General features: G+C 67.8%; 10 protein-coding genes and 3 tRNA genes. 5 read left to right on the top strand and 8 right to left on the bottom strand.

What is annotated here, in order from left to right:
- Positions 1 to 99: 99 nt before the first annotated feature.
- From IG171_RS13095 to IG171_RS13080, 5 genes are all read right to left on the bottom strand, one after another.
- Entirely contained in the window at positions 100 to 1,002 is a 903-nt protein-coding gene (locus IG171_RS13095) for a DUF418 domain-containing protein (RefSeq protein WP_212127854.1), read from the bottom strand.
- A 61-nt stretch (positions 1,003 to 1,063) separates the two neighbouring features.
- Entirely contained in the window at positions 1,064 to 1,189 is a 126-nt protein-coding gene (locus IG171_RS19265) for a hypothetical protein (protein ID WP_283091826.1), read from the bottom strand.
- Positions 1,190 to 1,293: 104 nt separating this feature from the next.
- Positions 1,294 to 1,369 (bottom strand) — tRNA-Phe (locus IG171_RS13090).
- 69 nt (positions 1,370 to 1,438) lie between these two features.
- Positions 1,439 to 1,512 (bottom strand) — tRNA-Asp (locus tag IG171_RS13085).
- 37 nt (positions 1,513 to 1,549) lie between these two features.
- Positions 1,550 to 1,622 (bottom strand) — tRNA-Glu (locus tag IG171_RS13080).
- Positions 1,623 to 1,785: 163 nt separating this feature from the next.
- Between IG171_RS13080 and IG171_RS13075 the strand changes: the two genes are divergently transcribed.
- Both IG171_RS13075 and ybaK read left to right on the top strand, forming a co-directional pair.
- On the top strand, positions 1,786 to 2,133 hold the full coding sequence (locus IG171_RS13075) for a metallopeptidase family protein (RefSeq protein WP_212127853.1): 348 nt from the start codon (positions 1,786 to 1,788) through the stop codon (positions 2,131 to 2,133).
- A gap of 221 nt (positions 2,134 to 2,354) precedes the next feature.
- Positions 2,355 to 2,855: a Cys-tRNA(Pro) deacylase gene (gene ybaK / locus IG171_RS13070; RefSeq protein WP_212127852.1), complete on the top strand. Its 501-nt coding sequence runs from the start codon at positions 2,355 to 2,357 to the stop codon at positions 2,853 to 2,855.
- A gap of 33 nt (positions 2,856 to 2,888) precedes the next feature.
- Here ybaK and IG171_RS13065 read toward each other — a convergent pair whose 3' ends face one another.
- Entirely contained in the window at positions 2,889 to 3,500 is a 612-nt protein-coding gene (locus tag IG171_RS13065; RefSeq protein ID WP_212127851.1) for a YigZ family protein, read from the bottom strand.
- Positions 3,501 to 3,589: 89 nt separating this feature from the next.
- Here IG171_RS13065 and IG171_RS13060 point away from each other — a divergent pair, with 89 nt between their 5' ends.
- Entirely contained in the window at positions 3,590 to 4,954 is a 1,365-nt protein-coding gene (locus IG171_RS13060) for an aspartate aminotransferase family protein (RefSeq protein ID WP_212127850.1), read from the top strand.
- A gap of 21 nt (positions 4,955 to 4,975) precedes the next feature.
- Here the strand turns inward: IG171_RS13060 and IG171_RS13055 are convergent, their stop codons facing one another.
- Both IG171_RS13055 and IG171_RS13050 read right to left on the bottom strand, forming a co-directional pair.
- Positions 4,976 to 6,607 (bottom strand): amidohydrolase, encoded by a 1,632-nt coding sequence (locus IG171_RS13055; protein WP_212127849.1) that lies wholly within the window; start codon positions 6,605 to 6,607, stop codon positions 4,976 to 4,978.
- Positions 6,608 to 6,616: 9 nt separating this feature from the next.
- Entirely contained in the window at positions 6,617 to 8,359 is a 1,743-nt protein-coding gene (locus IG171_RS13050; protein ID WP_212127848.1) for a thiamine pyrophosphate-dependent enzyme, read from the bottom strand.
- A 175-nt stretch (positions 8,360 to 8,534) separates the two neighbouring features.
- Between IG171_RS13050 and IG171_RS13045 the strand changes: the two genes are divergently transcribed.
- Together IG171_RS13045 and IG171_RS13040 are read left to right on the top strand one after the other, a co-directional pair.
- Entirely contained in the window at positions 8,535 to 11,360 is a 2,826-nt protein-coding gene (locus IG171_RS13045) for an ornithine decarboxylase (RefSeq protein ID WP_212127847.1), read from the top strand.
- 4 nt (positions 11,361 to 11,364) lie between these two features.
- Complete coding sequence (locus IG171_RS13040) at positions 11,365 to 12,378, top strand: proline racemase family protein (protein ID WP_212127846.1); 1,014 nt, start codon at positions 11,365 to 11,367, stop codon at positions 12,376 to 12,378.
- The last annotated feature ends 5 nt before the right edge of the window (positions 12,379 to 12,383 follow it).

Below are 12,383 nucleotides of genomic sequence, written 5' to 3'. Positions count from 1 at the left end.
TCCTTTCGCCATGCCTCACACCGACGTGGTGCATGGAATCGAACTCCCTTTCAACCTACTCCAGTGGCCGGTGAAATCAAGGGGCGGTGCGACGTGTGATCATGACGGATCGGCCTCGGGCGAACGGAGAGGCGTGAGTTCCCAGTAGGTCCCGCACCGCCACAGCCACTCGAGGTGGCCGTAGCGGAAGAAATGCAGCCAGACCGTCGACAGGGCGCATTGGACGATGATGATGACTGCCCAGATCCCGAGAGCCGCCGGGGCGGAGACGTGACCGGCCGAGGCCAGCGGCGGCAGAGTGAGGACGCAGATGACGGTCTGACCCAGATAGTTCGAAAAGGCCATCCGACCGTACAGGCGCAGGAAGGACAGGCATGTCGCTCCGAGGCGGGTGCGCAGGAGAAGGATCAGACCGGTCACGTACATGAAACCGGGGACCATTGCGGTGCGGAAGGCGATGTCGTGAGCGTCAGTCGATCCGATGCCGGCGGCGTTGACCCAGAGCCAGAGCGGAACGGAGCCGATGAAGCTGAGGGCGAAGATGCCGGTGACGGGGACGCGTGCAGCTGCGGAATACAGGCCGAGTTCGGCCAGCCGGAATCCGATCACCATGTGTCCGAGGGTCCGAGCAAAGGACAGCAGCGGCAACAGCAGGGGAGGAAGGTGGAGGTCGACTCCGCCGACGCCGGTGACCAGATGCAGCACATCGGGGACGATCGCGGCCAGGATGCCGAGAATCGCGAAGGGCCGCCTCGGCAGGAACGTCAGCGGCAGAAGCACGAGCGCGAGGACACCGTAGGAGGCGAGCACGTCGATGCCGCCTAAGCTCGAGTTGATGAGTCCTGCGATGACGAGGATGACCATCCGGCGGACGTAGACCCATGTCGATCGGTCCTTCGCGCGCAGCCGCGTGAGAAAGATGTAGACGCTGGTGCCGAAGAGGAAAGCGAAGACGAAATGGAATCTGCCCAGGGCGACATCGTCGACGAGCTGCCAGATCACCGCGTCCGTGCCGACGGGATCCTCCGACTGGCCGGCCTGAGACAGGAAATAGCGGTGTTGATCAGCAGGTTGCCTGCAATGCGACTCCGCGGATGACGTCGATGGAGACGATGCGATCTGCCGGGTTCGACGGCTGAGTCCGATCGGTGCGCGTGTCCGGTGATCGGCGGGCCTGTTCGTGGATCATGCCGAGCCACGGTATCAGGCCAGGTCCCTTGTCGAATGGAGGTTGCGATCAGGTTGAGGCGCACTCCGGATACGCGAAGACCCCCGCCGGGGCGGGGGTCTTGCTGGTGGCTCCGACCGGCGTCGATCCGGTGACCTTTCGATTTTCAGTCGAACGCTCTACCAACTGAGCTACAGAGCCTGGTCGCCGACACACTGCACGTGTGCCGAGAGAAACAAAGGCTCTTCCGAAGAAGAGCCTTATGCTCCGCGACCCTGACGGGACTCGAACCCGCGACCTCCGCCGTGACAGGGCGGCGCGCTAACCAACTGCGCCACAGGGCCTTGCTGTTGTGGTTTCAGATCTCTCAATCCTGCACCGTACCCCCAACGGGATTCGAACCCGTGTCGCCGCCGTGAAAGGGCGGTGTCCTAGGCCTCTAGACGATGGGGGCCTAGTTTGTCCTCGGATTCCCCGTGGGCAACGACGTTAAGCTTATCCCACCCGATTCGACGAATGCAAAACGAAACCGAGTGTCCTCGGTCACAGGTCTCGGGCATGTTCTCGGTGCGCCGCCGGCCCACGTCCGGAACTGTGATCGGACTAGAGTGGAGGGCATGGAGTCCCTGAGCGATGACGAGTTCGAGGCGATCCTCGATGAGGCCCTCGACCTGCTGCCTGCGGGGGTGACAGAGCAGCTGGACAATGTCGCCCTGTTCGTCGAGGACCGGCCGGAGAGCGGGGACCGGCATCTGCTCGGCCTCTACGAGGGAACTCCGATCGGCGAACGCGGCATCTCGGGTCTCGAGCTGCCCGACAACATCTTCATCTACCGTGACAACCTCATCGACTTCGCCGAGGACCGCGACCACCTGCGCGAGGAGATCGTCATCACCATCGTCCATGAGATCGCCCACTTCTACGGCATCGACGACGAACGTCTGCACGAACTCGGTTGGGGCTGAGGACAGCCGCGCGCACGCGGGCGAGAAGGCTACCGGCAAGTCATTTTGCGCGGCGGTGATTGGCGCTCGCCCCGACGCGTCGCCTATTCTGGGCGGGTAATCCATCAGCATCGATACAACAATTCCGTCCGTATCGACGCGGGAGCACAGGATCATCGACGGTCCCGGGCGGCAGCGCCCAAAGTCTCCCGCGGACCTGCGGGCAGGAGGCACTACCCCTTATGACAGTTGCATCCAAACCGACAGCAGCGGCGACCCCGGCCGTTCGAGTGCTCAACCTGGCAGGCATCGACTACAGCCTGCGCAGCTTCGATCACGATCCGGCCGCCCGCCGCTACGGCTCGGAGGCCGCCGACAAGCTCGGCGTCAGCTCCGACCAGGTGTTCAAGACCCTGATGATCCAGGTCGACGGCGCACCCGTGACCGCGCTCGTGCCGGTCTCCGGTCAGCTCGATCTCAAGGGGCTTGCCTCGGCGCGGGGGGCGAAGAAGGCGCAGCTGTCCGGCGTGGCCGAGACCGAGCGCCGCACCGGCTATCCCGTCGGGGGAGTCTCCCCCTTCGGGCAGCGTCATGCCGTGCCCGTCGTCATCGACCGCACCGCGCTCGAGCATGCGTGCGTGTTCGTCTCCGCCGGCCGCCGCGGCCTCGAGATCGAGATCCGTCCGGAGGATCTCGTCATGCTCACCAACGCCCAGGTGGCCAAGATCGCCACTCTCGACTGAGCAGCGGACCCGCTGCCCGGTCGCATCTGCGACTCACACCCATTCGACCTCACCGACGGCCGGGGCCGCCCGGCCGGCGGTGAGGTCGGCGTACGTCGCCAGGGCCTCGTCCACCTCGGCGACGGGAACGAGGAGGTCGAGCCCCACCTCACCGCCGTAGTCGGCTCGCGTGATCCAGCCCCGATTCCCGGCCGCCCGCTCCAGCGCATTGGCCTGGGCGTAATCGACGAGCGCGTGCACCGGCACGCGTTGCCTGCGCGTGATGATCCGCGCCCGATCCACCGCCGCCGAGGTGGCCTGACCGTAGGCGCGCACGAGTCCTCCCGCGCCCAGCAGAGTGCCCCCGAAGTACCTCGTCACGACCGCGACGACGTAGGTGAGTTCGTGACCGGTGACGACGTCGAGGATCGGGGCACCGGCCGTGCCTGCCGGCTCCCCGTCATCGCTGAAGCGCTGCGTGCGCGATTCCGGGTCGAGGACGAACGCCGAACAGTGGTGTCGGGCCTTCGGATGCTCGGCCCGACAGTCGGCGATGACCTCGCGGGCCTCGGCTTCGTCGGCGGCGGGGGAGAGGCGGGCGAGGAAGCGGGACTTCTTGATCTCGATCTCGGCCTCGACGCTGGTGGCGATCGTCCGGTACGACATGCTCGTCACTGTAGTCGAATCTGTTCTACGATGAGGCCACAGGCGCGGACCTCCTGCGCCGCCGGCCCCTCCTCGGCGAAAGGGTGACAATGGTGTACCAGTCAGACGATGTCGATCTCGCAGCGCTCAAGGACGAAGCCGCCCGAGCCCATTCCCTCGACCGCGCGCACGTCTTCCACTCCTGGTCGGCCCAGCGTCTCATCGATCCTCCGACGGTGGTCCGAGCGCAGGGGTCGACGGTCGTCGACGGCGAGGGCCGTGAGTTCCTCGACTTCTCCTCCCAGCTGGTGAATGCGAACATCGGGCACCAGCACCCGGCCGTGGTCGCGGCGATCAAGGACCAGGCCGATCTGCTGTGCACGATCAGCCCGGCCACGGCCAACGCCGCCCGCTCCGAGGCCGCCCGACTGATCACCGAACGCACCCCGGCCGGGCTGGACCGCGTGTTCTTCACCAACGGGGGAGCCGATGCGAACGAACACGCCATCCGTATGGCGCGGCTGCACACGGGCCGGAACAAGGTGCTCTCACGCTACCGGTCCTATCACGGCGGCACGCAGACGGCCGTCAACGTCACCGGCGACCCGCGGCGGTGGCAGAACGAGACCGGCGATGCCGGCGTCGTCCACTTCTTCGGTCCCTTCCTCTACCGGTCCGAGTTCCATGCCGCCACCGAGGCGGAGGAGACCGAACGGGCGCTGCACCACCTCGAGCGGACCATCCAGTTGGAGGGACCGGCGACGATCGCGGCGATCATCCTCGAATCCATCCCCGGCACCGCCGGCATCATGATCCCCAGCCGCGAGTACATGCAGGGGGTGCGGGCACTGGCCGACGAGTACGGGATCATCTTCATCGCCGATGAGGTGATGGCCGGCTTCGGACGCTCGGGCAAGTGGTTCGCCTTCGAGCACTTCGACATCGTCCCCGACCTCATCACCTTCGCCAAGGGCGTGAACTCCGGGTATGTGCCGCTGGGCGGGGTGGTCATCAACGACGCGATCTTCGAGACCTTCGCCGAACGCGTCTACCCCGGCGGACTGACCTACTCGGGTCACCCGCTGGCCTGCGCGGCCGCCGTCGCCACCATCAACGCGATGACCGATGAAGGCATGGTCGAACATGCCGCCCGCATCGGCGAGACCATCATCGGTCCCAGGCTGGCCCGGATCGCGGAGAACTCGAAGCACGTCGGCGAGGTCCGCGGCACCGGCGCGTTCTGGGCGATCGAACTCGTCTGGGACAAGGAAACGAAGGAACCGCTGGCCCCCTACGGCGGGGGCTCACCCGAGGTCTCCTCGGTGGTGGCCTCACTCAAGGAGCACGGTGTGGTGCCGTTCAACAACTACCACCGACTGCACGTGGTCCCGCCGATCAACATCACCGAGGACGACCTCGAACGCGGCCTCGGCGTCTTCGAGAAGGTGCTCACCGACCTCGACTTCTCCCGCTGAGGCCGCACTGCCCCAGGCGGATCAGCGGGCGTCGTGGGTGAGATCCCCGCCGAGGACCGTGGCGCGGACGGGGATCTGCGAGATCTCGGTCGCCGCCACCTGCCCGGGATGGGCATCCAGGGCCACGAAGTCCGCGAGCTTCCCGCGGCTCAGCGTGCCCTTGTCCGCGCCCTGTCCCATCGCGGCCGCCGCATTCACGGTATAGGCGGCCAGAGCCTCATCGGCGCTCAGGCACTCGTCGGCCGAGCCCATGACATCGCCGTCGCGGGTGGCGCGGGTGACGAAGGCTTCGATGCCGCGCAGCACATTGCCGTCGGCGCACGGCCGGTCGGAGCTGCCGGCGAGCAGGACACCGGCGTCGAGGAAGGACTTGGCCCGGTAGAGCAGCGGCCGGCGCTGCGGACCCAGAGAGGCGTTCATGCCGTCGCCGATGCCCTCGGCGAAGGCCGACTGCGGGGTGACGACGATGCCGGCCTCGGCCAGTGTGGCCAGGTGCTCGTCGTGGACCATTCCGGCATGTTCGATCCGGTTGGGCACGGGGCGGCGACCGTACCGCTTCTGCGCTTCGACGATATCGGCCACGGCTGCGTCGACGGCGGCGTCGCCGATCGCGTGCACGGCCACCGACCAGCCGGAGGCGCAGGTGTCGAGGATCTGCTGTCGCAGCGCCTCGGCGTCGGCCTGGAGATAGCCGGGATGGTCCTTGCCCGTGTAGTTCTCCCGCAGCGCCGCGGTCTCACCGGACAGAGCCCCGTCCATGAAGAACTTCACCGGGCCGATCGAGATGAGATCGTCGCCGAGGCCGGTGCGCAGTCCCGCGTCCAGTCCGATGCCGAACCCGTCGGCCGAGTTCGCCGCGATCGTGTGCAGTCCATCGGCCTGCGGCATCAGCTGGGCCCGGGCCCGCAGCCTGCCCTCCTCCCGAGCGCGCAGATAGGCGCTGATCTCGATGGGGGAGTGGCCGATCCAGCCGTAGGCGATGCCGCATTCGCCGAAGGAGGTGATGCCCTCCTTCGCATAGTGGGCGGTGGCGAGGTCGATCGCCTCGACGAGGGTGTCGAGCGAATAGGGCCGGATGAGGTCCTGGACGAGGGACTGCGCGGTCTCCTCGAGCAGCCCGGTGGGATGGCCGGCCGGGTCGGTGACGACCTTGCCGCCGACCGGCTCGGTGAAGCCGGGTTCGAGGATGCCGGCCCGGCGCATCGCCTCGGTGTTGACGATCGCGGCGTGACCGGAGGTCTGGCGCATGAACAGCGGACGGTCCCCGGTGATCTCGTCGAGGCGGGTCAGGTCGGGGTACTGTCCGTCGTAGTCGCGGTGGGCGTACCCGGTGGCGTTGATCCATTCTCCGGCCGGGGTCGCCGCTGCTGCCTCCTCCAAGGCCGCGTAGACGTCGGGCAGGCCGCCCGGCAGCGCGGTGACGTCGACGGAGGCCAGGGTGAGTCCGAACCAGGCCGTGTGGCAGTGGGCGTCGGTGAAGCCCGGCAGCACCGTCGCCCCGCCCAGCGATTCGATCCGATCGGCGCTGATGCCGTCGAGGTCCTCGTCGAAGCCGATGATCCGGCCGTTGAAGACCCCGATCCTGCTCGCCCTCGGCCGCTCGGGGTCGAGGGTGTGGGCGTCGAGGTCGGTGAAGATCGCGTCGATTCTCATGAGGCCACCTCAGTCAGGACGGTTGGGCAGGCGGGCGCCGCGGATGCTCGGATCGGTCAGACAGTGGACGAGGGACAGCCCCTTGTGTGCCAGCGCCCGTTCGAAGGCGTCCCGGAAGTCGGCGGTCCTCTCGACCCGGATCCCGAGGCCGCCGAAGGCCCGAGCCATGGCCGCGAAGTCCGGGTTCTCCAACGCCGTGGCCGTGGCCCGGCCCGGGTATTCGCGGTCCTGATGGCCGCGGATCGTGCCGTAGACCGAGTTGTCGTTGACCACGACGGTGATGTCGAGACCGTACTGAGCCGCGGTGGCCATCTCCTGACCGTTCATCAGGAAGTCACCGTCGCCGGTGATGCAGAACACGGACCGTTCGGGGTGGACGAGTCCGGCGGCGACCGCGGCCGGCAGACCGAAGCCCATCGATCCGTTGCGCGGTCCCAGCGCCGAGGGGAACCCGTGAGCGGGCAGGAACCGGGTCGCCCAGCCGGAGAAGTTCCCGGCCCCATAGGTGATGATCGCATCTTCGGGCAGCAGCTGCCGGACGTGGACGAACGCCTCATCCATATCGACGACGCCATCGGACGACCCCGCCGAGGCGGATCCGGCCGAGGCGATCTGCGGAAGGCGCCAGTCGTCGAGTTCGGCCCGGGCCTCGCTCACCCAGTCGGGCAGCGGCACCGCTTCTCCGGCGGCCTCGGACAGGGCATCGCCGAGCGGGGGCTCGTCGATCGAACCATCGGAGGAGACCGAATAGGTCCGCGACCCGTCCTCGGTGAACAGGGCCTGGGCGAAGCGGCTCACCGAGGTCACGATGTGCTGGTCGAGCCGGCCGAAGTGCCCATGCGCATCGGGGTCGGGGCCGATGACGACGGTGCGCTGATCGGTGCCGAGCGTGAACCCGGCGGTGGCGACATCGGTGCGGACGCAGCCGAGGAAGATGTGCAGGTCCGCCTCGTCGAGGACCCGCTTGGCCACCGGCGCCGCCCCGTAGCCGAGGATGCCGAGGAAGTTCGGGCTGTCGTGGTCGATGCCGTCATAGGCGCGGAACGTCCCGAGCACACCGAGGCCGCGATCACGCGACCACTGGGCGATGCGCTTGGCCGTCGACGGCGACCAGTCCTCACCGCCGATGATGAGGACGGGGCGGTCGGCGGCGGTGATGCGGGCCCGCAGCTCCGTGAGGTCGCCGGCATAGGGCGAGGCCGAGCCGAGCACACGCGGCGGCAGCACGGTTGCCGCGCTGGGTCGGACCAGCACCTCCTCGGGCAGTCCGATGACGACGGGACCGGGCCGGCCGGCCACGGCGGTGTGCATGGCGTCGACGACCACCTCGGCGGCCTTGTCGGGATCGTCGAGGGTGAGCACCTTCTTCGTCGTCGTGGAGAACCAGCCGTCGAGATCGAACTCCTGGAACGACTCCCGGCCGCGATGGTCGATGGGCACGAGCCCGACGAACACGACCAGCGGGGTGGCGTCCTGATAGGCGGTGTGGACGCCGACCATGACGTTGGCCGCACCCGGCCCGCGGGTGACCATGGCGATGCCGGGCACACCGGTCATCCGCCCCTCGGCGACGGCCATATAGGCGGCCCCGCCCTCCTGGCGGCAGACGATCGGGGTGATGGACGAATCGTGGAGGCCGTCGATGACGTCGAGGTAGGACTCGCCGGGCACCAGATAGGTGCGGCGGACCCCGTGGGCTTCGAGCTCCTCGACGATGAGATGGCCGGCGGAAAGCGACGCGGAAGTGTCCATACACCATGCTTACCATTCTTTTGTCTCATGTGGTCCCCATCGAGCTCATCGAACCGCGGGAGGTCGTATGATCGTGCAACAACGGAATCAGTGCGGTCCGCCGCCTGACCCCGCGAGCAGGGAAACTGTCGCCACCTCGGTGGCGAACGACGACTGACAGCCAGGAGGCTCACGCATGACCGGCATCGACTCCGACCATCCATCGGCGCAGGCGATCGGCACCGCCGACGACGGCGCCATCGGCCGGCGAGGTCGTCCGGGATCCCAGTCGACGCCGCGCACGGTCGAACTCGAACGGGATCCGGGCATGCCGGCGAGCACCTGGCGGCTGCGCTCGGACGCCTGGGAGTACCTGAAGTTCGCGATCAAGCGGCTCTCGGCCAGCGGCGGAGACTTCTCGATGATCGCCGAGGACGGTGAGGTGTGGCGGTCCCTGCGCTCGCTGAGGACGATGGAACTGTACTGGGGCGGGTTCGGGCAGCGCTATGTCGAGGAGATCACCGACCTGCTCTCGAACGGCGAATTCGAACCCGCCCATGACATGATCACCCGCGCGGTCAATCGGCTGCGCGGAACCACCGTGCCCGATACCGGCGAAGAGGACCTGAGCGAGGACGAGCGCGCCGAACTCAGGGACCGGCAGGACACCCGCCCCCGCTTCGAGGTGCTCATCGTCGATGAGACCACCGAGGGCGGCCGCGACGAACTGCACTCCGACCTGCTCCGACTGCGGACCTCGTCCGACCAGTTCATCTACGACTACGTCATCGTCCCGACCGCCGACGATGCCGTGGCCGCGGCGCTGACGAACCCGAACCTGCTCGCCTGCGTCATCCGTCCCGGCTTCACCGATGAGACCCGTGAGATCCTCAGCCGCGACCTGCGCGATGCCGTGGAGTTCGCCCACCGGTCGGCGAAGGAATCGCCGACGGGTCCGATGAGTCCGCTCAACTCGGTCCGTCGGGTGCTGCGCCTGGCCGATACGCTGGCCGACCTGCGCCCGGAACTCGACCTCTACCTCATGGCCGGTGCCCACATCGAGAGCCTCGCCGGGGCGCTGACCCACCGGTTCCGGCGTGTGTTCCGCCGTGAGGACCAGTTCGAACTGCACCTGTCGCTGCTGCGCCGGGCCCAGCACCTCTACGACACCCCGTTCTTCGACGCGATCCGGGAACACGCCCGCCGTCCGGCCGGGGTCTTCCACGCCCTGCCGGTCTCCCGCGGCGGCTCCGTGGTCGGGTCGAAGTGGATCGGCGACTTCGTCGACTTCTACGGACTCAACCTGCTGCTCGCCGAATCCAGCGCCACCTCGGGCGAGCTGGACTCCCTGCTGGCCCCGGTGAACACGCTGAAGAAGGCGCAGCTGCTGGCCGCCCGGGCCTTCGGCGCCAAACGCACCTACTTCGTCACGAACGGCACCTCGACAGCCAACAAGATCGTCCACCAGGCCGTCGTCGCCCCCGACGAGGTGGTCATGGTCGACCGCAACTGCCACAAGTCGCACCATCATGCGCTCATGCTCACCGGCGCCCGCACCGCCTACCTCGAGGCCTACCCGCTCAACGACGTCGCCTTCTACGGGGCGGTGCCGCTGAACCGGATCAAGCAGCTTCTGCTCGACTACCGGGCCGCCGGCCGCCTCGACGAGGTGCGGATGATCACCCTGACCAACTGCACCTTCGACGGCATCGTCTACGACCCGTACAAGGTCATGTCAGAGTGCCTGGCGATCAAACCCGACCTCGTCTTCCTGTGGGACGAGGCCTGGTTCGCCTTCGCCCGCTTCCATCCCGTCACCCGCAAGCGCACGGCCATGTACGCGGCCGAACGCCTCGAGGAGACCCTGTCCACCGACGCCCACGCCGCGGCCTTCCGGGAGCAGCAGAAGCGTCTGTACGACCCCGACACCGGTCGGCCGGCACCCGATGAGGTGTGGCTGGACGAGGAGCTGCTGCCGCCGCCGGACGCGAGCATCCGGGTGTATGCGACACAGTCGACGCACAAGACGCTGACGGCGCTGCGGCAGGGATCGATGATCCACGTCTTCGACCAGGAGTTCTCCTTCGGCGCCGAGGAAGCCTTCCACGAGGCGTATATGACGCACACCTCGACGTCTCCGAACTACCAGATCCTGGCCTCCCTCGACCTCGGCCGCAGGCAGGTCGAGATGGAGGGCTTCGCACTCGTGCAGAAGCAGCTCGACCTGGCGATGAGCCTGTCCTCGGCGATCGCGCGGCACCCGCTGCTGAAGAAGACGTTCAAGGTGCTCACCGCCGCGGATCTGATCCCCGAGGAATACCGGATCACCGACCGGACCATGCCGCTGCGCGACGGACTGTCGACGATGTGGAACGCGTGGGTCACGGACGAATTCGTCGTCGATCCCAGCCGCATCACCGTCGAGATCTCCGGCACCGGCGTCGACGGGGACACATTCAAGCACGACCATCTCATGGACCGCTACGGCATCCAGGTGAACAAGACGAGCAGGAACACCGTGCTGTTCATGACGAACATCGGCACCTCGCGGTCGGCCGTGGCCTACCTCATCGAGGTGCTCGTCAAACTCGCGGGGATGTTCAACGATCCGCACGAGGCACACGAACCCGACGCCCTGAGCGAGCCGGCCGCGGTGATGCCGCCGTTGCCGGACTTCAGCGCCTTCGCCCCGGACTACGCCGCCGAGGCGCCCGCCGACGATCCGTCCAAGCGGCTTCCCGACGGCGATCTGCGCACGGCCTACTATGCGGGCCTGCGGCGGCAGAACACCGAGCACGTCCTCCCGCACGAACTGCGCCGCCGCATCGACAACGGCGAGCGGCCGGTCTCGGCCGGGTTCGTCACCCCGTACCCGCCGGGCTTCCCGGTGCTCGTGCCCGGCCAGATCATCACCGCCGAGGTGCTCGACTTCATGTCGGCCCTGGACACTCGTGAGATCCACGGCTACGAGTCGAGGCTCGGCTACCGGGTGATGCTGTCGAAGGACGGCGCGGAGGGCTGAGAGCATGCGCGCGAATCGCCTCATCCAGACCGTCGAAGCCCACACCGAAGGACTGCCCGTGCGCGTGGTCACCGGGGGAGTGGCGGTGCTGCCCGGAGAGACGATGGCCGAGCGGCGCGAGTGGTTCATCGAGCACTCCGATGACCTGCGCACCTTCCTCATGTGCGAACCGCGCGGGCACGGCTGGCTGTCCGGGGCCATCCTGCAGCCGCCGACCCGTTCCGATGCGGACTGGGGAGTGCTGTTCATCGAGGTGACCGGGGTGCTGCCGATGTGCGGTGCCGGCACCATCGCTGTGGCCACGGTGCTCGTCGAAACGGGCATGGTGGCCGTGACCTCACCGGTGACGACGGTGCGCCTGGACACCCCCATCGGACTCATCACCGCCGAGGTGGCCGTGCGGGACGGCCGCGCCGAGGCGGTCACGATCGTCAACGTCGCCTCCTATGCCCACGCCCTCGACCAGGTGATCGACGTGCCCGGACGAGGCGGCATCGCCTGTGACATCGGCTTCGGCGGGAACTTCTACACCTTCGTCAGAGCCGACGAGGTCGGCACTGACGAAGGCATCGGCCTCGAGCGCGACCGTGCCGAGGACTTCATCGCCGCCGGCCGCGACATCATGGCCGCCGTCAACGACCAGGCAGAACCGGTCCATCCCGTCTCCGGATACCGCGGCTGCGAGCACGTGGTGTTCCTGGCCCCGGAGCCGGAAGACGGGCCCGACGCCCGCCATGTGCTCATCAACCACCCGGGCTGGCTCGATCGTTCGCCCGGCGGCACCGGGACCAGCGCCCTCATGGCCGTCCGCCACGCTCGTGGGCAGTTGGGGCTGAACACCGACTTCGTCAACGAGTCCTTCGTCGGCACCTCCTTCACCGGCCGCCTGGTCGAGGAGACACACGTCGGCGACCACGTGGCCGTGGTGCCGACGATCACCGGACGCGCCTGGCTGACCGCCACCTCGCAGTTCATGCTCGACCCGAGCGATCCCTTCCCCGCCGGCTTCACCCTCTGACCCCG

The sequence above is a fragment of the Brevibacterium sp. SMBL_HHYL_HB1 genome, assembly GCF_018208375.1.
Classification (GTDB): Bacteria; Actinomycetota; Actinomycetes; order Actinomycetales; family Brevibacteriaceae; genus Brevibacterium; species Brevibacterium intestinavium.
The sequence above is the reverse complement of the archived record's forward strand: the minus strand, read 5'-3'. Positions and strand labels throughout refer to the sequence as shown.